Source organism: Mesorhizobium sp. M0244 (assembly GCF_040321795.1).
GTDB lineage: Bacteria > Pseudomonadota > Alphaproteobacteria > Rhizobiales > Rhizobiaceae > Mesorhizobium.
This window is the reverse complement of the sequence record NZ_JAMYSE010000033.1, coordinates 43,382-64,222: the sequence shown is the minus strand read 5'-3', so window position 1 is coordinate 64,222 and position 20,841 is coordinate 43,382. Positions and strand designations below refer to the sequence as shown.

21 protein-coding genes are annotated in these 20,841 nt (G+C 63.4%); 5 read left to right on the top strand and 16 right to left on the bottom strand.

Translation table 11 applies throughout. From position 1 onward, the window contains the following. Positions 1-115 precede the first annotated feature (115 nt). Genes NKJ08_RS20085 through NKJ08_RS20070 form a run of 4 tightly spaced genes read left to right on the top strand, consistent with a single transcriptional unit; the run spans position 116 to position 3,749 of the window. On the top strand, positions 116-1,123 hold the full coding sequence (locus NKJ08_RS20085) for an ABC transporter permease subunit (protein ID WP_352776217.1): 1,008 nt from the start codon (positions 116-118) through the stop codon (positions 1,121-1,123). Position 1,124: 1 nt separating this feature from the next. Continuing rightward, positions 1,125-2,042 carry an ABC transporter permease subunit gene (locus NKJ08_RS20080; RefSeq protein ID WP_352522674.1) on the top strand — a complete coding sequence of 306 codons (918 nt, stop codon included), beginning with the start codon at positions 1,125-1,127 and terminating at the stop codon, positions 2,040-2,042. Positions 2,043-2,046: 4 nt separating this feature from the next. Further along, positions 2,047-2,922: an ABC transporter ATP-binding protein gene (locus NKJ08_RS20075; RefSeq protein WP_352776215.1), complete on the top strand. Its 876-nt coding sequence runs from the start codon at positions 2,047-2,049 to the stop codon at positions 2,920-2,922. Beyond that, complete coding sequence (locus NKJ08_RS20070) at positions 2,919-3,749, top strand: dipeptide ABC transporter ATP-binding protein (protein ID WP_352776214.1); 831 nt, start codon at positions 2,919-2,921, stop codon at positions 3,747-3,749. The genes NKJ08_RS20075 and NKJ08_RS20070 overlap by 4 nt, the downstream gene beginning before the upstream one ends. 18 nt (positions 3,750-3,767) lie before the next feature. Here the strand turns inward: NKJ08_RS20070 and NKJ08_RS20065 are convergent, their stop codons facing one another. Beyond that, positions 3,768-4,700, bottom strand: a complete 933-nt coding sequence (locus NKJ08_RS20065) for a LysR family transcriptional regulator (RefSeq protein WP_352776212.1) — start codon at positions 4,698-4,700, stop codon at positions 3,768-3,770. 93 nt (positions 4,701-4,793) lie between these two features. On the opposite strand from NKJ08_RS20065, the gene NKJ08_RS20060 reads away from it, so the two are divergent. Further along, on the top strand, positions 4,794-5,666 hold the full coding sequence (locus NKJ08_RS20060; protein ID WP_352776211.1) for an NAD(P)H-dependent oxidoreductase: 873 nt from the start codon (positions 4,794-4,796) through the stop codon (positions 5,664-5,666). On the opposite strand, the gene NKJ08_RS20055 is transcribed toward NKJ08_RS20060, so the two are convergent. The 15 genes from NKJ08_RS20055 to NKJ08_RS19985 form a co-directional block, all read right to left on the bottom strand. Further along, a complete protein-coding gene (locus NKJ08_RS20055; protein ID WP_352522679.1) occupies positions 5,597-6,889 on the bottom strand; it encodes a cysteine desulfurase-like protein in 1,293 nt (430 codons plus the stop codon). The two genes, NKJ08_RS20060 and NKJ08_RS20055, sit on opposite strands and share 70 nt — an antisense overlap. 78 nt (positions 6,890-6,967) lie before the next feature. Next, a complete protein-coding gene (locus NKJ08_RS20050) occupies positions 6,968-7,642 on the bottom strand; it encodes an amino acid ABC transporter permease (RefSeq protein WP_352522680.1) in 675 nt (224 codons plus the stop codon). A gap of 108 nt (positions 7,643-7,750) precedes the next feature. After that, positions 7,751-8,542, bottom strand: coding sequence for an ABC transporter substrate-binding protein (locus NKJ08_RS20045; protein WP_352522681.1), 792 nt, complete (start codon positions 8,540-8,542; stop codon positions 7,751-7,753). 243 nt (positions 8,543-8,785) lie between these two features. Continuing rightward, a complete protein-coding gene (locus tag NKJ08_RS20040; protein WP_352522682.1) occupies positions 8,786-9,181 on the bottom strand; it encodes a RidA family protein in 396 nt (131 codons plus the stop codon). A gap of 75 nt (positions 9,182-9,256) precedes the next feature. Beyond that, positions 9,257-10,405, bottom strand: coding sequence for an acyl-CoA dehydrogenase family protein (locus NKJ08_RS20035; RefSeq protein WP_352776209.1), 1,149 nt, complete (start codon positions 10,403-10,405; stop codon positions 9,257-9,259). Positions 10,406-10,467: 62 nt separating this feature from the next. Next, positions 10,468-11,280, bottom strand: a complete 813-nt coding sequence (locus NKJ08_RS20030; protein WP_352522684.1) for an enoyl-CoA hydratase family protein — start codon at positions 11,278-11,280, stop codon at positions 10,468-10,470. Continuing rightward, complete coding sequence (locus NKJ08_RS20025; protein ID WP_352522685.1) at positions 11,277-11,747, bottom strand: MarR family winged helix-turn-helix transcriptional regulator; 471 nt, start codon at positions 11,745-11,747, stop codon at positions 11,277-11,279. Before NKJ08_RS20025 ends, NKJ08_RS20030 begins: the two co-directional genes overlap by 4 nt. Then, complete coding sequence (locus NKJ08_RS20020) at positions 11,741-12,514, bottom strand: SDR family NAD(P)-dependent oxidoreductase (RefSeq protein WP_352782908.1); 774 nt, start codon at positions 12,512-12,514, stop codon at positions 11,741-11,743. The genes NKJ08_RS20025 and NKJ08_RS20020 overlap by 7 nt, the downstream gene beginning before the upstream one ends. After that, positions 12,511-14,805, bottom strand: coding sequence for a bifunctional salicylyl-CoA 5-hydroxylase/oxidoreductase (locus NKJ08_RS20015; protein WP_352522687.1), 2,295 nt, complete (start codon positions 14,803-14,805; stop codon positions 12,511-12,513). Before NKJ08_RS20015 ends, NKJ08_RS20020 begins: the two co-directional genes overlap by 4 nt. Before the next feature lie 145 nt (positions 14,806-14,950). Next, positions 14,951-15,550, bottom strand: a complete 600-nt coding sequence (locus NKJ08_RS20010; protein WP_352522688.1) for a VOC family protein — start codon at positions 15,548-15,550, stop codon at positions 14,951-14,953. A gap of 82 nt (positions 15,551-15,632) precedes the next feature. After that, the gene (locus NKJ08_RS20005) at positions 15,633-16,463 is read right to left on the bottom strand and encodes an ATP-binding cassette domain-containing protein (RefSeq protein ID WP_352522689.1); all 831 of its coding nucleotides are present in this window, start codon (positions 16,461-16,463) and stop codon (positions 15,633-15,635) included. Then, a complete protein-coding gene (locus NKJ08_RS20000) occupies positions 16,456-17,340 on the bottom strand; it encodes an ABC transporter ATP-binding protein (RefSeq protein WP_352522690.1) in 885 nt (294 codons plus the stop codon). Before NKJ08_RS20000 ends, NKJ08_RS20005 begins: the two co-directional genes overlap by 8 nt. Beyond that, positions 17,337-18,185: an ABC transporter permease gene (locus tag NKJ08_RS19995; protein WP_352776205.1), complete on the bottom strand. Its 849-nt coding sequence runs from the start codon at positions 18,183-18,185 to the stop codon at positions 17,337-17,339. Before NKJ08_RS19995 ends, NKJ08_RS20000 begins: the two co-directional genes overlap by 4 nt. Continuing rightward, positions 18,178-19,185 (bottom strand): ABC transporter permease, encoded by a 1,008-nt coding sequence (locus NKJ08_RS19990; protein ID WP_352776246.1) that lies wholly within the window; start codon positions 19,183-19,185, stop codon positions 18,178-18,180. Before NKJ08_RS19990 ends, NKJ08_RS19995 begins: the two co-directional genes overlap by 8 nt. Positions 19,186-19,249: 64 nt before the next feature. Further along, positions 19,250-20,776, bottom strand: coding sequence for an ABC transporter substrate-binding protein (locus tag NKJ08_RS19985; RefSeq protein WP_352782903.1), 1,527 nt, complete (start codon positions 20,774-20,776; stop codon positions 19,250-19,252). Positions 20,777-20,841 lie beyond the last annotated feature (65 nt).

The window sequence follows — 20,841 nt, the reverse complement described above, 5'->3', positions numbered from 1 at the left end:
GGGCGTTGGCTGGTCTCCAACCCCCCGGGTGGCGGCCCCCCCTCCCACCACCACAGCAACATGCAAACAGCCGGGGGGCGGCCGCCCCCCCCCCGCCGCCGTTCTATGAAGCAAGATGCTCCGTTATCTACTCCACAAGCTCGCCTTGATCATCCCGACCGTGTTCGGCATATCGCTGGCGGCGTTCGCTTTCGTCCGGCTTCTGCCGGGCGATCCGATCCTGGCCCTTGCCGGCGAGCGCGGTGTCAGCCCCGAGCGCTACGCGCAGCTTATCGAGCAGTTTGGCTACAACCGGCCCTATGTCATCCAGTATCTGGAATATATCGGCAGGGTCCTGACCGGCGATTTCGGCATATCGATTGCCACCAAGCGGCCAGTGCTTGGCGAATTCCAGGCGCTGTTTCCGGCCACGCTGGAACTGGCGACGGTGGCGTTGATCATCGCCATTCTGCTTGGCATCCCCGCCGGCATTTTCGCTGCGGTCAAGCGCGGCTCGTGGTTCGACCAGGCGACGATGGGTGTCGCGCTGACCGGCTATTCGATGCCGATCTTCTGGTGGGGATTGCTGCTCATCATCTTCTTCTCCGGTTATCTCGGCTGGACGCCGGTTTCCGGCCGCATCGGCCTGCAGTATTTCTTCAGGCCGACAACGGGGTTCATGCTGATCGACAGCCTGATCTCCGGCAAGAGCGGCGCTTTCAAGTCCGCCGTCAGCCATTTGATCCTGCCGTCGATCGTGCTGGCGACGATCCCGCTCGCCGTCATAGCGCGCCAGACGCGCTCGGCGATGCTCGAGGTGCTGGGCGAGGACTATGTCCGCACCGCGCGCGCCAAGGGCTTGGCGCCGCGCCGTGTCATCGGGCTGCACGCTTTTCGTAACGCGCTGATCCCGGTGGTCACCACCATTGGCCTGCAGGTCGGGACGTTGATGGCGGGCGCCATTCTGACCGAGACGATCTTTTCCTGGCCCGGCATCGGCAAATGGATGATCGACGCCATCGGCAAGCGCGACTATGTCGTCGTCCAGAGCGGATTGCTGATCATCGCGCTGATCGTTATGGCGGTGAACCTGATCGTCGACGTGCTCTACGCCGTCATCAATCCGCGCATCCGGGTGCAGTGAGATGACCGACGAATCCGCCGCCGAAGCCACCGCTGCCTCCATCCCGACCGGCGGCAGGCAACGGGCTTTCGCCGAGTTCTGGCACTACTTCTCGATGAACACCGGCGCCGTCATCGGCCTTGTCGTGTTTTCGGCGCTGGTGCTGGTGGCGATCTTTGCGCCGTTCGTCGCGCCGCATTCGCCTGACGAGCAGTTTCGCGATTCGCTGCTGGCGCCCCCTGCCTGGCAGGAAGGCGGCAAATCGTTGTTCCTGCTCGGCACCGATGCGGTCGGCCGCGACATGCTTTCGCGACTGATCTTCGGGGCGCGTTTCTCGCTGTTCATCGGCCTGGTCGTCGTTGTCTTCTCGCTGACCAGCGGCATCGTGCTTGGCGTGCTCGCCGGCTATTTCCGCGGCTGGGTCGACACGCTGATCATGCGCATCATGGATATCATCCTGGCCTTCCCGTCACTGCTTCTGGCGCTGGTGCTTGTGGCGATCCTCGGCCCTGGCCTGTTCAATGCCATGCTGGCGATCGCGCTGGTGCTGCAGCCGCACTTTGCGCGTCTCACCCGCGCCGCCGTAATGGCGGAAAAGAACCGCGAATATGTGATCTCCGCCAAGGTGGCCGGTGCCGGCCACCTTCGCTTGATGGTGAGGACGATCCTGCCGAACTGTCTTGCGCCGCTGATCGTGCAGGCAACGCTGTCCTTCTCCAACGCTATTCTCGAGGCTGCGGCGCTCGGCTTCCTCGGTGTCGGCGCGCAGCCGCCGACGCCCGAATGGGGTACAATGCTCGCTTCGGCGCGCGAGTTCATCCTGCGCGCGCCTTGGGTGGTGACCTTCCCCGGCCTTGCCATCCTGATCACTGTGCTTGCCATCAACCTGATCGGCGATGGCCTGCGCGATGCCTTCGACCCCAAGCTGAAGAGGTCATAATCCGATGCCTCTTCTCGAGATCACGAACCTCACCGTTTCCTTCGACACCGCCGCCGGGCCGTTCATGGCGGTGCAAGGCATCGACCTGTCGGTCGAACCGCGCGAGGTGCTGGCGATTGTCGGCGAATCCGGTTCCGGCAAATCGGTGGCGATGCTGGCGGTGATGGGGCTTTTGCCCAACACGGCGACGGTGAGGGCGGACCGCATGGCCTTCGACGGCATCGACCTGCTCAAGCTCGGCCCGTCCGAGCGGCGCAAGATCGTCGGCAAGGACATCTCGATGATCTTCCAGGAGCCGGTCGCCAGCCTCAACCCATGCTTCACCGTCGGCTTCCAGATCGAAGAAGTGCTGCGCTTCCATATGGGTATGGACCGTGCCCAGCGCCGGGCGCGCGCCATCGAACTGATGACGCTGGTCGGCATCGCCGATCCCGAAGAACGGCTGGGCTCCTTCCCGCACCAGATGTCGGGCGGTCAGTGTCAGCGCGTCATGATTGCCATCGCAATCGCCTGCAATCCGAAGCTTTTGATCGCCGACGAGCCGACCACGGCACTCGATGTCACCATCCAGAAGCAGATCCTCGATCTACTGGTCGGCCTGCAGGCCAAATACGGCATGGGCCTGATCATGATCACCCACAATATGGGGGTGGTTGCCGAGACCGCCGACCGGGTCATCGTCCAGTACAAGGGCCGCAAGATGGAAGAGGCCGACGTGCTGTCGCTGTTCGAGTCCCCGAAGAGCAATTATACGCGCGCGCTCCTCTCGGCGCTGCCGGAAAACGCCGTCGGCGACCGGCTGCCGACCGTTTCCGACATGCTGTTCGAGCCGGCTCCGTCTGTAGTCGCAGCGCGATCCGCAGGGGGAACCGCCTCATGAGCGTGACGGTAGTCGAAGGCAAGAACATCATGCGCGACTATCATGTCGGCGGCGGGCTTTTCCGCCCCTCCCGTACCGTTCATGCGGTCAAGGGCGTCTCGTTCAGCGTCGACAAGGGCAAGACGCTGGCCATCGTCGGCGAGAGCGGCTGCGGCAAGTCAACGCTTGCCCGCATCATCACCCTGATTGACCCGGCGACCTCCGGTGAGCTTTTCATCGACGGCAAGAAGCTAGACATCGCCAAGGACGGCCTGTCGAAGGAAATGCGCCGCAAGGTGCAGATCGTCTTCCAGAACCCCTATGGTTCGCTCAATCCACGCCAGAAGATCGGCGACGTGCTTGGCGAGCCGCTGCTCATCAACACCGACAGCTCGGCCGGCGAGCGGCGCGATCTCGCCATGAAGATGCTGAAGAAGGTCGGTCTCGGCCCCGAGCACTATAATCGCTACCCGCACATGTTTTCGGGCGGCCAGCGCCAGCGGATCGCCATTGCCCGCGCGCTGATGCTCAACCCCAGCCTTCTGGTGCTGGACGAGCCGGTCTCGGCACTTGATCTTTCGGTGCAGGCGCAGGTGCTGAACCTGCTAGCCGACCTGCAGGACGAATTTCAGCTGACCTATGTTTTCATCAGCCACGACCTGTCGGTGGTACGCTATATCGCCGACGACGTGATGGTGATGTATTTCGGCGAAGCGGTCGAATACGGCTCGCGCGACGAGGTCTTCGCCGACCCCAAACACAGCTACACCAGGACGCTGTTCGCGGCGACGCCGCGTGCCGACGTCGCCAGCATCAAGGCAAGGTTGGCGAAGAAGAGGGCCGCCTGATCCGGCGAGGTTTGCCGGTTAACGCTCTGGCCTCGGCTTCTCGATCCCCGGAACGCCGGCGATCTGCTCGGCGAGAAAGTCGACCAGCAGCCGGACCCGGGCAATGCCCGCACGCTCCGGAACGATCAGCATGCTCAGCGGGACGGGAGGCGGAAAATAGCCCGGCAGGACCGCTTCCAGCCGGCCGGCCGCCAGAAGATCGTCGACAAGCCAGTGATGGGCGGGGGCGATACCGCGTCCGGCGACAAGGGCTTGGCGCGCGGCAAGCCCATGGTCGACCCGAAATCGGCCGCCAAAGGGCACCGCAAAGCGTTCGCCGCCAGGCCCCTGCAGGGCGAGCGTGTCGCTTCCCGCGATGTTCGACATCCGGATGCCTTCATGGCCAGGCAGATCCTGCGGGACAGCCGGTCTGCCCCGCGCCGCCACATAGGCCGGCGCCGCCACCAGCAGACGCCGGGACTGGCCGAGCGCCCGCAGTTTCATCGAGCTGTCGGTGAGCGGACCGAGGCGAAGCGCAATGTCGACGCCCTCCCGCACAAGGTCGATGCGCTCGTCGGTGAGGCTAAGATCGATGCCGATATCGGGATAGCGGTCCTGAAAGGTGAAGATCAGCCGGCTGACGTGCAAGACCCCGAGCGCCGCCGTGCAGGATATCCGGATCGTGCCGGCCGACGCGCCGCGCGTGCCCCGCGCCTCATCGCCGGCCTGCTCGACGAGGCGCAGGATCTGGACGCTGTCGGCATAGTAACGGCTGCCTTCATCGGTCATCGTGACACGCCGGGTGGTCCTGCTGAGCAAGGGCACGCCGACGGCCTCCTCGAGCTCCCGCAAATGTCGTGTGACCGTCGACTGCCCAACTCCGAGTTCGCGCGCCACCGCCGAGAGGTTGCCGCGCTCGGCGACGCGAACGAAGGTGCGCATGCGCTCGAGTGTGACGTCCGATCTATCCATTATTCGGCATAATCTTATACATTATATACATATAGCGGATCAGCGCACGGCTGGCTACCTTTGGTGTCTATCGTCCTTCTGCGGAGTAGACCCATGAAAGTCCTGCTTGTTTTTGCTCATCCTGAACCGCGTTCGCTCAACGGCGCGCTGCGTGACGTCGCCATCAGGGAACTCGAGGCCCAAGGCCACGAAGTGCGGGTGTCGGATCTTTATGCCGATGGCTGGAAAGCCGAGGTGGACCGTGCCGACTTTCCGTCGTGGCCGCTCGAAGCACGCTTCCTGCCGGCTGGGGCCTCCAAAAAGGCTTTCGCAACCAACACACTGACCGGAGACGTCAAAGCGGAGATCGACAAGCTGCTATGGGCCGACACCTTGATCCTCCAGTTCCCGCTGTGGTGGTACGCGATGCCGGCGATCCTCAAGGGCTGGGTCGACCGGGTGTACGCCTACGGCTTCGCCTATGGTGTCGGCGAGCACAGCGACAAGCGGTGGGGTGACCGCTTTGGTGAGGGAACGCTCGCCGGCAAACGCGCGATGCTGATCGTGACCACCGGCGGCTGGGAGGAGCATTATTCCGCCCGCGGCGTCAACGGCCCGATCGACGACCTGCTGTTCCCGATCAATCACGGGATCCTCTATTATCCGGGCTACGACGTGCTTCCGCCGTTCGTGGTCTACAGAGTGGACCGTTTTGGGGAGGCCGATTTCGAGCCTGTCGCGGCGCGGCTGCGCGAAAGGATGCGGACGCTCGAGACAATCCGGCCCATTCCTTATCGGCGGCAGAATGGCGGCGATTACCTGATCCCAAGCATGCAGTTGCGCCCCGGCCTGGAGAACCCAGGTGCAACCGCCTTCGCGCTCCACCAGAACGGCGCAAGCTCAGCCGGACAGCGCGATCAGGACAGCCGGGCGATGATGGCACGCAGCGCCTCGCCGAAGCGCCGGACCTCCTCGATCGTGTTGTAATGCACCAGCGAGGCGCGGACGGCGCCGCTGTCCATGCTGAGGTTGAGCCGCTTCATCAGGCGCGGCGCATACATATGGCCGTCGCGAATGCCGATCTGCATCTCGGCCATTTCCTCGACGATCCTCTGCGGCGACAGCATGCCGATGTTGAAACAGAAGGTCGGCACGCGCTCGCTGAGGCGCGCCTCGTCGGCGACACCGTAGATCGTCGCGCCGCAATCCTTGAGCACCGCCAGCATTTCGCGCGCCAGCACCTGCTCGTAGTCGCGGATGGCATTCATGCCGGCGACGATGTTGTCGCGTCGCGACCTGTTGTTCTCGGACAAGAAATTGCGACCGATCGATTCGAGATAGCGCACCGCGGCATCCATGCCGGAGACGTTCTCGTAGATGAAGGTGCCGGCCTCGATTTTGTAGGGCGGCTCGTCGGGGATGAAATCCTCGCGGAAGGTCGGCAAGCGCTTCAGCGTTTCGAAGCGGCCCCACAGGAAGCCCATATGCGGCGAGAAATTCTTGTAGCCGGAGCAGACCAGATAGTCGCAATCCCAGGCCTGCACGTCGATCAGCCCGTGGGGGCCGTAATGCACGCAGTCGAGGAACACTTCGGCGCCGGCCGCATGCGCGATCCCCGCCACGGAAGCAACGTCGACGATCGAGCCGATCGAATGCGCCGTCACCGTGCAGGCGACAAGCCGGGTACGCTCGGAGACCAGCGGGCGTAAATCGTCGACATGCAGATTGCCGTCCTCGCGCATCCGCCACCATTTGAACTTGGCGCCGGCGGGCGCCAGCGCCAGCCACGTCGCGATGTTGGCATCGTGGTCCATGTCGGTGATGACGATCTCGTCACGCTCCCCATTTGGGCGCTCAGAAAGCATCTGGCCGACGCCGAGGCTGACCAGGCGGATGAACGAGGTGGCGTTCATGCCGAAACAGATCTCCGCCGGGTTGGTGGCGTTGATCAGTAAGGCCACACTTTCGCGCGCTCCGGCGACCGCTTGGTCGACGGTGACGCTGCGGCCATAGCGGCCGCCGCGCTGCACATTATGCGCGACCAGGTGGTTGGTCACCGCGTCGAGGACACTTTGCGGAATCTGCGCGCCGGCGGCATTGTCCATGAAGACGAAGTCGCCGGCCTGCTGCAGGGCGGGAAACATGGCGCGGATCTTCTCGACCGGGAAAGCTACAGCGTCGCCTGTTTTCGAAATCTGATGCTGGTTCAAGGTCGTCTCCTGCGAAGTGCCTGACGGATAGGAAAGTTGATATTTGGGAGAATTGGCGGATGGAAATCGTTGGCGACCTCAGCGGGTCTTTTCGGTCTGGAAGCGGCGTTCAAGAAGGCTGACGAGGCGGACCATCGGCCAGAGAAAGATGAGATAGACCAGCGCCGCGCCGATCAGCGGCGAGGGGTTGGCATAGAGCGATTGCGCGTTGGTCGCTTCCTTCAGCAGTTCAGGCAATGCTACCGTGGAGGCGAGCGAGGTATCCTTGAACATCGAGACGCAATTGCTGGTCATCGGCGGAATGACCACGCGGATCGCCTGCGGCAGCACCACCTTGCGCAGGGTCAGCAAAAACGGCAGGCCAAGCGCCTGCGCCGCCTCGAACTGGCCGCGCGGAATGCTTTCTATGCCGGAGCGGAACACCTCGGCCGAATAGGCTGCCATGATGATGGCGAAGGCTAGCACCGCCGAGGTCCACGACGACAAGCGAATGCCGAGGAACGGCAGCGCATAGTAGATCAGGATCAGCACGACCAGCACCGGCATCGCCCTAAAGATGTCGATGTAGCCGACCGCCAGCAGCCGAAATGGCTTTGGCGCATAGAGCCGCACTAGACTGATCGCCAGGCCGACGGGAATACCGATGCCGATGCTGAGGATTCCGAGCAGCAGCGTGTTCAGGAAACCGCGCAGCAGCGCCGGCAGGCTGGAGATCATGACGTCGGCGTTGAAGAAGGTGTCCAGCAGCGACATCGCAGCATTCCCGAAACGTTTGGCGTCCCGCGACGCTCGAGCCCAAGCCCGAAATCCGAAATCGTGCCGGCATCGAAAGCCGGCACGACATTAAGCGCGAACTGCCTCTCAGGCCTTCGGCATAGGCATTTCCTTGACGGTCGAGGAATCGGCCGGTGCGTCGCTGCCGAACCACTTCTTGTGAATCGCGGCGAGTGAGCCGTCCGTCTTCATCGCGGTCAGCGCGTCGTTCAGCTTGCCGAGCAGCGGGTGGTCCTTGGTCATCATCAGGCCGTACTGCTCGCCGGTCTTGATACGCTGCTTTACGGCGAGATCCTTCATCTTGGTGAAGGAATATTCCAGGCCCGGAATGTCGCTGACCGCCGCATCGACGCGGCCGGAGCCGAGATCGAGCAGCAAATTCTGCTGCGTGTCGTAGCCTTTCACCTCGCTGAACCCGTCCGCTTCCTGGTGCGCCTTGACCCAGGCTTCGCCAGTCGAGCCGGACAGCACGCCGACGATCTTGCCCTTGAGGTCGGCCTCGGCCTTGATTGGGCTGTCGGCCTTCGCGGCGATGCCCATGTCGGAATCATAGTAGGGCTGCGTGAACGACTGCGACTTCAGCCGCTCCGGCGTAATCGTGATCGATGAGATGGCGACGTCGATGCGCTTCGAGGTGGTGGCGGCGAACAGCGCCTGGAAACCGAGGTCGGCGATATCAGTGGTCATCCCGATACGCTTTGCCGCTTCGTTGATGATGTCGACTTCGAAACCCTCGAATGTGCCGCTCTCGTTCTTGTATTCGAAAGGCGGATTGGTCGGATAGGCGCCGACATTCAGCGTGCCTTCGGCATAGGCCGGGCCGCCGGCGATGCCGATGGCGGCCGCAAGAAGTAGCAGGTTGCGACGGGTGAAGTTCATTTTCGTTCCCTCTGGTTGTGATCGGGCGGGTTTGGCCCCGCACGGTTTTTGATGCGCCAATTGACCGGACTGCCGGAAAGCCCTCCCGGCACGGCAGTCGTAAGACATCGGATGCTATCCAAAGTACGGCGCTTTTCAAGGCGAAAGTTTAAGCTTAAAAAATTGCCGCGTGATGCCAGGCAGACGAGCTTGCAGGCGCCAAGGGCCGGTGTTTCAGGCCTACCGCCCCTCGCGGAATGCGGGTCAGTCCGGAATAACCGCCGTAGCCTGGACCTCCACCTTGGCGCGATCCTCGACCAGCGCCATCACCTGGATGGCGGCCATCGCCGGAAAATGCCGGCCGATCACCTCGCGATAGGCCTCGCCGATTCCCTTGAGATTGGCCAGATATTCGGCCTTGTCGGTAAAATACCAGGTCATGGAGGTGATGTGCTGCGGCTTGGCGTCGGCCTCGGCGAGCACGGCGACGATATTGGCCAGCGTCTGCCGCACCTGGCCGACAAGATCGTCGGTCTCGAAGCGGCCCTGTCCGTTCCAGCCGACCTGCCCGCCGACGAAGACAAGCTGCCCACGCGCGGCGACGCCATTGGCGTAGCCGACGGGTTTCGCCCAGCCTTCCGGCTGCAGGATGGTGTGCATATCAAAGCCTCCCAATGCTCAAATCCGGTCACTCAAAACTCGAAGACAATCAATTCTTCCACACAAACTCCGGTCTCAGGCCGCTCCCATCACTTGCCGTGCAATCACCACCTTCTGCACGTCGGACGCTCCCTCGTAGATGCGCAGTGCCCGGATCTCGCGATACAGTCTTTCGACGATATGGCCCTTCCGGACGCCGTCGCCGCCATGCAGCTGCACAGCCTTGTCGATCACCTCTTGCGCCTTGTCGGTGGCGAACAGCTTCGCCATAGCGGCTTCGCGGGTAACGCGAGCCGCGCCCATGTCCTTGGTCCAGGCGGCACGATAGACCAGCAACGCGGCGGCATCGACATCCAGCGCCATATCGGCGATGTGGCCCTGCACCATCTGCAACTCGGCCATGGGTGCACCGAACAGCCTGCGCTCGGCCACTCTTGTGATGCTTTCGTCCAGCGCGCGCCGGGCAAAGCCGAGCGCCGCTGCGCCGACAGTCGAACGGAACACGTCGAGCACGGACATGGCGATGCGAAAACCGTCGCCCGGCCGGCCGATCAGCGCCGAGGCTGGAACGCGGGCGTTGTCAAAGGACAGGCGGGCGAGCGGGTGCGGTGCGATCACCTCCAGCCGTTCGGCGATGGTCAGGCCTTTTGTCTCGGCCGGCACGATGAAAGCTGAAAGCCCCTTGGCGCCGGGCGCCTCGCCGGTGCGGGCGAAAACGACGTAGAGATCAGCGATGCCGCCATTGGAGATCCAGGTCTTTTCGCCGGATAGCACGTAGCTGTCGCCATCGCGCGTTGCCGTCATCTCCATATTGGCGACGTCCGATCCCGAGCGCGGCTCCGACAGCGCGAAAGCCGAAATCGCCTTGCCGGCGCGCGTCTTCGCCAGCCAGCGCTGCTGGTCGGGCGTGCCGAACAGGCTGAGTGCGCCGGTGCCGAGCCCTTGCATAGCGAAGGCGAAATCGGCCAGCCCGTCATGCCGGGCCAGCGTCTCGCGCGTGAGGCACAGCGTCCGCACGTCGAGCGGCCCAGAGTTTTCGGTGTCGAGTGCAGTCGGCTTCAGCCAGCCGTCCTGGCCGAGTTTGGCTACCAGCTCGCGGCAGGCGGCGTCGACATCGTCATGCGAGACCGGCAGGTTTTTCGCGCACCATGCTTCCAGCCGCTCGGCCAGCTCACGATGGTGGTCCTCGAAGAACGGCCAGGAGAGGAAGGATCGGTCAGGCATGACTGCCTCCGCTCTGCTTCGGGCCTGCCAACCTGTCCATTCCCGGGGATGCAGCTTCCATGCTAATTTCCCTCGAACACCGGTTTTTCCTTGGCGACGAAAGCCGTGTACGCCCGCTCGAAATCGCCCGTCTGCATGCAGATCGCCTGCGCCTGCGCTTCCGCTTCGATCGCCTGGTCGAGGCCCATCGACCATTCCTGGTTCAGCTGCGTCTTGGTGATGCCATGGGCGAAGGTCGGGCCGGAAACGATGCGCGCGGCCATGTCGAGCGCGTCGGCCTCGAGCACTTCGGCATCGACCAACCGGTTGTAGAAGCCCCAGCGCTCGCCTTCCTCGGCACTCATCGTGCGGCCGGTATAGAGCAGCTCGGCGGCGCGGCCCTGGCCGATGATGCGCGGCAGGATCGCGCAGGCGCCCATGTCGCAGCCGGCAAGACCAACGCGGGTGAACAGGAAAGCCGTTTTGGCCTGTTGCGTGGCGATGCGGATGTCGGAGGCCATGGCGATAATTGCGCCGGCGCCGACCGCCACGCCGTCGACCGCCGCAATAATCGGCTTGCCGCAATTCAGCATCGCCTTGACGAAATCGCCGGTCATGCGGGTGAAGGCGAGCAGCGCCTTCATGTCCATCTTGACCAGTGGACCGATAATGTCGTGGACATCGCCGCCGGAGCAGAAATTGCCGCCATTGGGCAGGAACACCACGGCATCGACATCGTCGGCGTAGACGAGGTCGCGAAAAGTGTCACGCAATTCGGCATAGCTATCGAAGGTCAGCGGGTTCTTGCGTTCGGGCCGGTCGAGCCGGATTTTTGCGATCTTGCCTTCGACCTGCCAGAGGAAATGCTTCGGCTTGCGGCCGGCCATCTTTGTCATTCCCGTCCCTCCCAATTGCTGCGGAAGGAGGTCAGCATGCCGGTCAGCCGGCGCGCCTCGTCCTCGCTCACATTGCCCAGCAACTCGCCGACCCATTTTTCATGTGCGGCGGCGATAACGGAGAAAGTCTTCGACCCCTCTTCCGTCAGCCGAACCACCGAGGTGCGGCGGTCGCCATTGCGTCGGGCCCGCATGACCAATCCTTCCGAGACCAGCCGGTCGATAATGCCGGTGACATTGCCGTTGGACACCAGCAGGAAGCGCGACAGGTCGCTCATCAGCATGCCTTCCGGCGCGCGATAGAGCGCCGCCATCACGTCGAAGCGCGGCAGCGTGGTGCTGAATTCCTGCCGCAAGCGTTCGCGCAGTTCGGCCTCGATGGTGCGCGAGGCGCGCAGCAGGCGTATCCACAGCCGCAGGCGGTCCTTGCCGGGTCCGGACGGGGCGGGCAGGGGACCGGCTACCATGTCTCACCTCCGGAGATCGAAATCGTCTGCCCGGTGATCGACCGGGCGGCATCGCCGCACAGATGAAGCACGGCGGCCGCGACCTCTTGTGGCTGGATGAAGCGGCCTTGCGGGTTGGTCGAGGCAAGGCTTGTCCGTGCCTGCTCGGCCGAGCGGCCGGTCGTTTCGGCGATGCGCTGGACGGCGCCTTCCAGCATCTCGGTTTCGACGAAACCCGGGCACACCGCATTTACGGTCACGCCGGACTTGGCGGTCTCGACGGCAAGTGCCCGCATCAGGCCGACGACGCCATGCTTGGCTGCGACATAAGCTGCGACATAGGGATAGCCTTTCAGTCCGGCGGTGGAAGCGATGAATATGATACGGCCCGTCTTGCGCGCGGCCATGCCGGCCAGCGCCGGCTTCACGGTCAGGAACGCACCGGTCAGGTTGACGTCGAGCGTGCGCTGCCAGTCTGCCAGCGAGGTCCGTTGCGCCGGCGCACTGCCGGACATGCCGGCATTGGCGACGACGATGTCGAATGGTCCACGTGCCGCTTCCGCGGCCTCGTGTAGCGACGCCATTGCCGCTTCGTCGGTGACATCGGCGACAATGGCGAAGATGCGCTTGTTCTCAGCGGCGACCGCAGCCAGCGGCTCTTCACGCCGGCCGCAGATGGTCACGTCGATGCCGGCGCCGGCAAGCGCCAGCGCGATCGCGCGGCCGACGCCGGATCCGCCGCCGGTGACCAGCGCATGCCGCCCCGAAATCGTCGCGGCGGCACTCATACTTTCAGCCCCGCTGCTGCTTCGCGTTCGGCCAGCCGGTAGAGCTGGTCGCGGCCGGGCAGATAGGGATCCGGCCATTTGACGCCGCGATCGCCAAGCGTGACGGCCGCATGCAGCGTCCAATAGGGATCGGCAAGATGTGGCCTCGCCAGTGCGACGAGATCGGCCCGGCCGGCCATCAGGATCGAATTGACATGGTCCGGCTCATAGATATTGCCGACCGCCATGGTCGCCATGCCGACCTCGTTGCGGATGCGGTCGGAAAACGGCGTCTGGAACATGCGGCCATAGACCGGCCTTGCCACGGCCGAAGTCTGGCCGGCCGACACGTCGCAGATGTCGACGCCGGCTTCATGCAGCAGCCGCGCGATCTCGACGGCATCGGCCGGCGTCACGCCCTCGATGCCGAGCCAGTCATTGGCGGAGATGCGCATCGAGATCGGCTTCTCGGCCGGCCATGCGGCGCGCACCGCATGAAAGATTTCCAAGGGATAGCGCATGCGGTTTTCCAGCGAGCCGCCATAGGCGTCGGTGCGCCGGTTGGTCAAGGGCGTGATGAAGGAGGACAGGAGATAGCCGTGCGCGGCGTGGATTTCGAGCATGTCGAAGCCGCAGCGCGCCGCCATCTCGGCCGAAGCGACAAACTGCTCGCGCACCATATCCATGTCGGCGCGGTCCATCGCCTTCGGCATCTGGTTCTGCGGCGACCACGGCACGGAAGATGCCGCCATCACAGGCCAGTTGCCCGAGGTCAGCGGCACGTCGGTTCCTTGCCAGCCGAGCCTAGTTGACCCCTTGGCGCCCGAATGGCCGATCTGGGCACAGATCTTGGCCTCCGTCTCGGCATGGACGAAATCGACCAGCCGCTTCCAGGCGACCCCGTGCTCGGGCGCATAGAAACCGGGGCAACCCGGCGTGATGCGGCCTTCCGGGCTGACGCAGGTCATCTCGATGTAGACGAGACCGGCGCCGCCTTTGGCCCGTTCGGCATAGTGGGCGAAATGCCAGTCGGTCGGACAGCCGTCAACCGCCTTGTACTGCGCCATAGGCGAGACGACGACGCGGTTCTGCAGCACCATGTCGCGCAGCCGGAAAGGCGCAAACATCGGCGTGCGGCGCAGACTGTTGCCGCCGGCGCCGGCCTGACGCTGGAACCATTCCTCGGCGCCGGCAAGCCATTCGGCGTCGCGCAGCCGCAAATTCTCGTGACTTATGCGCTGCGAACGCGTCAGCAGCGAGTAGTTGAACTGCACCGGATCGAGGCCGAGATAGCGCTCGACCTCTTCGAACCATTCGAGGGAATTGCGCGCCGCCGACTGCAGCTTCAGCACCTCGGTGCGCCGCGCGTCCTCATATTTGCGGAAGGCTGCTTCGAGGTCTGGCTCGGACTCGACATAGTCGGCCAGCGCCACCGCGCTTTCCAGCGCCAGCTTGGTGCCGGAACCGATCGAGAAATGCGCGCTCGCCGCGGCGTCGCCCATCAGCGCCAGATTCTTGTAGGACCAGCGTTCGCACAAGATGCGCGGAAAATTGATCCAGGCCGAGCCGCGGATGTGATTGGCGTTGGTCATCAGCTCGTGGCCGCCCAGATGGCTGGCAAAGATGCGCTCGCAGACGGCAATCGATTCCTGCTGCGACATCGCGCCGAAGCCGAATCGCTGCCAGGTCTGCTCGCTGCATTCGACGATGAAGGTCGCGGTGTCGCTGTCGAACTGGTAGGCATGCGCCCACACCCAGCCATGCTCGGTTTTTTCGAAGATGAAGGTGAAGGCGTCGTCGAATTTCTGACGGGTGCCGAGCCAGACGAACTTGCACTTGCGGACATCGATATCGGGCTTGAACACGTCGACGAAGCTGGCGCGGGCTTTCGAGTTCAGCCCGTCGGCGGCGACGACCAGATCGTGCGTCTCCATATACGGCCTGGGGTCGGCGATATCGGTCTCGAAGACTAGCTTGACGCCGAGTTCGCGCGCCCGCCGCTGCAAAAGGGTGAGCAGCCGCTTGCGGCCGATGCCGCAAAAACCGTGGCCGGTCGAGACCGTGCGCACGCCGTCATGGATGACGGCGATATCGTCCCAATAGGCGAAATGCTTGCGGATCCAGACGGCGCTGACCGGATCGTTCCTGGTCAGGTTTTCCAGCGTTTCGGCCGACAACACGACGCCCCAACCGAACGTATCGTCGGCACGGTTGCGCTCGAACACCGTCACCTCATGCGCGGCGTCCCTGAGCTTCATCGAAATGGCAAAGTAGAGGCCGGCTGGTCCACCGCCGAGAACCGCAACCTTCATTGTGCGATCTCCTCTTCGCTTCTGTTTGTCGAGTTTACGCCTGAGGCTGATTAATTCAAGCTTGAAGTTTCAAGATTGAAACAATCCGCTTCGGATGACTCCGACTTGCCGTCGGTCGGTTTCAACAGGGCGCGTAATATCCCGGCTATTTTTCCGGGTTCTTCGGGCTCCACAGCACCGTTTCTGCATCTTTTTCATAAGCCATGCCATTGGGATAGCTGATTGCTTCCAACTGCAAGCCCCAGGGCGCCTGGAAATAAAGGATGGTCTGGCCGGCGGCCGGGCCTTCGGTAACCGGCAGCGGCCCCATACGCGTCTTGATGCCCCTTTGATCGAGATAGGCTTTTGCGGCGGCGATATCGTCGACATAGAAGGCGATGTGGAAGCCGCCTATGTCGCTGTTGCGGGGCGTCAGGTCCTTCTGGTCCGGTGCAGTGTATTTGAACAGCTCGATGTTCGACCCGTGTCCGCAGCGGACCAGGGTGATCTCCTCGATCACCGCCTTGGGATCGACGCCCAGCAGATCCTGCATGAATGTGCCCTTGTCGTCGGCGAACGGACCGAAGGACATCGCCTTCTTGCAGCCGACCACCTCGGTAAAGAAATCGACCGCCTGCTTCATGTCGGGGACAGTAATGCCGGTGTGGTCGTGGCCGCGCATGCCGGGAATGGAGCTGGCACAAGCGGTGCCGATGCTTCCCAGCACGGTGGCTGCAAGCGTAGCGTATCGGATTGCATTCTTCATATCTGTCATCCTCCATCGCGGGACACTTGCGGACGCACGCCCGAGGCCCGCTCTTCGGCGTGCGGTTGAAGTTGCAGGTGTTTCATGCCGGCGCCTTTGCGGCGGGCAGTAGCCAGCCGTCATCGATCTCGGGCAGTGGAATGGCGGCGATGAGGTCGCGCGTGTAGGCCTGCTGCGGGTGCTCGAACAAAGCGTCGGTCGCGCTGGCTTCGACAATCGCCCCTTCGCGCATGACGATCACTTGCCGGCAGAGCCGCCGGATCACCGACAGGTCGTGGCTGATAAAGGCAACGGTCAGGCCCATTTCGGCTGCGAGTTTTTCCAGCAGCGTCAGGATTTGCGCCTGGGTCGACACATCGAGGCCGGAGACGATTTCGTCGGCCAGTACGAATTTCGGCGACAGTGCCAAGGCGCGGGCAATGCCGACGCGCTGGCGCTGGCCGCCCGACAGTTCGTGGCGGTAGCGGCTGGCGAAACCTTGCGGCAGGCCGACGCGCTGCAGCGCCTCCGCGACACGGTCCCTGAGATTGTCGCCAAGCCCGTTTTGCTTCAGGGGTGCTGCGATGATGCTGAAGATGGTGCGGCGCGGATTGAGCGACGACATCGGGTCCTGGAAGATCATCTGCAGATTGCGACGCAGCGGCCGGAGTTCCGCCTCGGGCAGATGCGTGATGTCGCGGCCGTCGAAAATGACATTGCCGGCGCTGGGCTCCAAAAGGCGCACCAGCGTGCGGCCAAGCGTCGATTTGCCGGAGCCGGATTCGCCGACGATGCCGGTCACCGATCCCCTTGGCAGGTCGAAATCCAGCCCTTTCAGGATCTCGGCCTGCGGCGCCCGGCCGATCAGCGGCTTGCGCGTCATGTCGGGCAACGCAACCTTCAGTCCGCGCACGGAAAATAGCGGCTCAGCCATGCGGCCGCCTCCATGCCCGGTCGGCGGCGGCGATCTCCGCGGCCAGCCCGGCCAGTACCTTGTCGTCGACCGGCTTCAGCGACGCGAACGGATCGGTGTAGCGCGGCGTCGCCGCCATCAGTGCCCGCGTATAAGGATGCTGCGGTGAAGCGAAGAGGGCTGCCGTCTCGGCCTCCTCCACCACCTTGCCGGCATAGAGCACCGAAACTTTCTGGCTGATCTTAGCAACGACACCGAGATCGTGAGTGACGAACAGGATCGCCGTGCCGTGCTCGCGCTGCAATTGCGCGATCAGCCGCAGTATCTGCTTCTGCACCGTCACGTCGAGCGCCGTTGTCGGCTCGTCGGCGACGATCAGCCTTGGCTCGGCCGCGAACGCGGCGGCGATCAGCACGCGCTGGCGCATGCCGCCGGACAGCTCGTGCGGATAGCTTTTGAGCACACGGTCCGGGTCGCGGATCTGCACCTCGTCCAGCAGCTGGCGGATGCGGGCATCGGCCTTCTCACCGCTCCAGCCGAGGATGCGCACCAGCCGGTCGGTCATCTGCGGGCCGATGCGACGCGACGGGTTGAGGGCGGTCAGCGGATCCTGCGGGATCAGCGCGGTGCGCGCGCCGATCAGCGCACGTCTTGCCTTGGGCGCCAGCCGGCCGAGGTCCTCGCCTTCGAGCAGCATATCGCCTTCGACGATGCGCACGCTCAGTGGCAGCACGCCGAGCACCGCCTTGCCGATCATCGTCTTGCCGGCGCCGCTCTCGCCAACCAGCGCGCGAACCTCGCCGGGCTGAACGGAGAGCGATACCGAGCGCAACACGCGTACGCCATTCGGCAGCACCGCGCTCAAGTCTCTGATGGCAAGGCACGGTTTCGCGTTCATCGCAGCACCGGATCGAAACGCGCCCTGAGGCCCTCGCCGAACTGGCTGAACGACAGCACCGTCAGGATCAGAGCGACCAGCGGAAACACCAGCACCCACCAGGCCTGATGGATCGACAGGCGACCCTCGGCGATGATGCTGCCCCAGGTCGGGTCGTCGGTCGAGATCGACAGATTGACGAAGGACAGGATCGCCTCGACGATGACGGCGATACCCATTTCGAGCGATAGCAGCGCCACGATCGACGGCACCACGTTGGGCAGCACCTCGCGCAGCATGATGCCGATCCGGCCGTAGCCGGCGATGCGGGCGTTCTCGACATAGTCCATGCGCGACTGGCCCATGGTCTCGGCGCGGATCACCCGGCAGAAGCGCGTCCAGTCGATGACAACGATGGCGATGATGACCGAGCTCAATCCGGTGCCGAGCACGGCGACCAGGAGGATTGCGAACAGCACCGGCGGAAACCCCATCCAGATATCGACGATACGCGAGATGATGCGGTCGGCCAAGCCGCCGAAATAGCCGGCGATCAGCCCGAGCGCCGAGCCGACCAGGCATGCAGCGATAGCCGCTGCGAAGGCGACAATGAAGGCGATGCGGGCACCGAAGATCAACCGCGACAACAAATCCCGGCCGAGGCTGTCTGTGCCGAGCCAATAGCCAGGCTCGGCGCCATTCAGCCAGAATGGCGGCAGCCGCTCCAGCATCAGATCCTGCGCCAGTGGGTCTTGCGGTGCGACCAGCGGCGCGAAGATCGCGGCAAGCAAAGCCAGCAATAGCCAGCCGCCGGCAAGCCACAGCCTTGCGCCCGAGCCATGTCTCGAAATACGCCCCTCATCCATGGCGCAGCCTCGGATTGAGCAGCGCATACATCATGTCGACGGCAAGGTTGATCAGCACGAACAGCAGTGCGAAGACCAGCACGATGCCCTGGATCAGCGGCAGGTCGCGATTGATGACGGCATCGATCGCCATATTGCCGAGACCTTCATAGGAAAACAGCCGCTCGACAATGACCGTACCGCCGATCAGGAAGGTGAATTGCACGCCGACCAAAGTGAGCGTCGGAAGCGCGGCGTTCTTCAGCGCCTCGCGTAAGATGACCTGCGTTTCCGAAAAGCCCTTCACCCGCGCCAGCACGACATAGTCGAGATCGAGCACTTCCTTGAGAGACTGTTTCAACAACTGCGAAATGATCGCGGCAAGCGGCAGCGCCAGTGCAATCGCCGGCATCAGCATGTGCGCCAGCAGGTCCTTGGTCAGGTCGAAGCGCAGCCGCACGATGCTCTCAAACAGATAGAATTGCGTGACGAAGGGCAGGTCGAGTTGCGGCGACACCCGGCCGGAAATGTCGAAAACCGGCACCAGCACGCCGAACAAAAGGATCAGCACCAAGCCCCACAGGAAATCGGGAATCGAGAGCGCCGCACCGCTGGCGATGTCGATGCCTGCCTCGACCGCGGTGCCGCGTTCGCGCGCGCCGAGGATCGCCGTCGTGCCGCCGATCGCCAGCGCCATCAAGAGCGCGACGATCGCGAGTTCCAGCGTCGCCGGCAGGCGGTTGAAGACCAGCCCCAGAACATCCTGCCGGAGCGAAATCGAAGTGCCGAAATCACCTCTGATGACACCGGCCAGCCAGATGAAGAATTGCTGGACGATGGTCTTGTCCAGCCCGTAAAGCGCGCGCAGACGCGCGATGTCGGCATCGGTGGCACCGGGCGGCAGCATCATCGCGATCGGATCGCCGGGGGCGACACGGATCACGACGAAGACCACGACGGCGACGCCGAACAGCGTGATCGCCATCGTCAGAAGACGGATCAGGAATCTCTGCAGCAGCATGGTCGCCCGTGGCGGAAAATGCGCGCCGTCGTTCTGGACGGCGCGCGGCAAGCCCAGGACCGTCTCAGGCCGGGGTCATCAGCGCCGGCAAAAGCGCGCCGGACACATGCTGCACGACATTGACGCCCTTGGCATGCACGATCGGCTGCGCATACTGGATCAGCGGCAGCACATAGGCCTGCTCGGCAATGTACTTGTCGACGGCCTTCCAGCCGGCAATGCGCTTGACCTCGTCCTTCTCGCCCCATAGCGGGTTGATCATGTCGATCAAATCCTGGCTGTCCCACACCGAATGCGGGCTCGGGCCATACATGGCAAAGCCGGTCGAGGTGGTGGGGTCGCCGATGGCATTGCCCCAATTGTAGAAGGCGGCTGGTGCCAGCTTGTCGGCGGCGCGCAGTTCGTAGTGCTTGGCGATCTCGTAGACCTCGATCGTCGCCTCGATGCCGACCTTGCGCCACATGCCGACGATCGCCTGGATCATCTCGTAATCTTTGGGCTTGAAGCCCTTCGTCGTCTGTATCGTGAACTTGACCGGTTTTTCCGGCGAATAGCCGGATGCCGCCAGCAATTCCTTGGCCTTCTCCGGGTTATGCTCGACCTTGATCGACGGATCGTAAGCCGCGTATTCCGGCGTTTCCAGCGTATCGATCGGCTGGCCGTAGCCGCGCAGCAGTCGGTCGACGAGCAGCTTCTTGTCAACCGCCATCACCGCCGCCTGGCGCACGTTCTTGTCCAGCATCACGTCGATGTCGTTGAAGAAGATCATGCCGATGTCGGAAACGTTCTTGCAAGAGCCTGCAAGCTCTTCCGTGGCGATCAGGCGGTCATACTCCTCATAGGGAATTTCGAGCGTCACCTGCGAGGAACCGGACTCGATCTCGGCGACGCGGCTCGCCGCGTCGGTGACGAACTTGATGGTCACGTTCTCGAAGGCCGGCTTGCCGCCCCACAAGTTGGGATTGGCCTTGAGCCGCAGGAAGGCGTTGCGCTCGAATTTGTCGACCATATAGGGGCCGGTGCCGATCGGGGCTTTCTCGAAGCCCTCGGCGCCGACCTTCTCGTAATAGGCCTTCGGCATGATGTAGCCGGTGAGGAACGACATCCACTTGAAATACACCGGGTCGAACTGCACGATATCGCCGGTGATCTTGTTACCGTCGATCTTGAAGTTGTTGACGTTCTTCCAGACGAACTGGATCGGATTGCCGGTCTTTTCGTCGCCCGCCCGCTGCAACGACCAGACCACGTCTTCGGCCGTGAACGGCGAGCCGTCATGCCAGGTGACGCCCTCGCGCACCGTCATCGTGATCTTGCTGCGATCCTCGTTCCAGCCCCATTCGGTAAGCAGGCCGGGAGCGAAGGAAAGGTCCGGCTTCTGCGGGATGAACTGGTCGAACACCGACTGGTAGAGGCCCTGGATGGTCGGGTTGACCGCCGAAGGCCCGGTGGTCGGGTCCCAGGACGGCAGGTTGACATTGTAGGCGATGGTCAGTTCACCGGCTGCCTTGGCGATTTGCGGCAGGCCGATGACGGTGGCGCCAAGCGCCGCTGCGCCATATCCAAGCAATTCTCGTCTGTTGATTGTCATGGTCGTTCCCCTGTTGGTTTTTATGCGCGGTGTCGCTGTCGATTGGTGGGTTCAGGCTCCTGGGC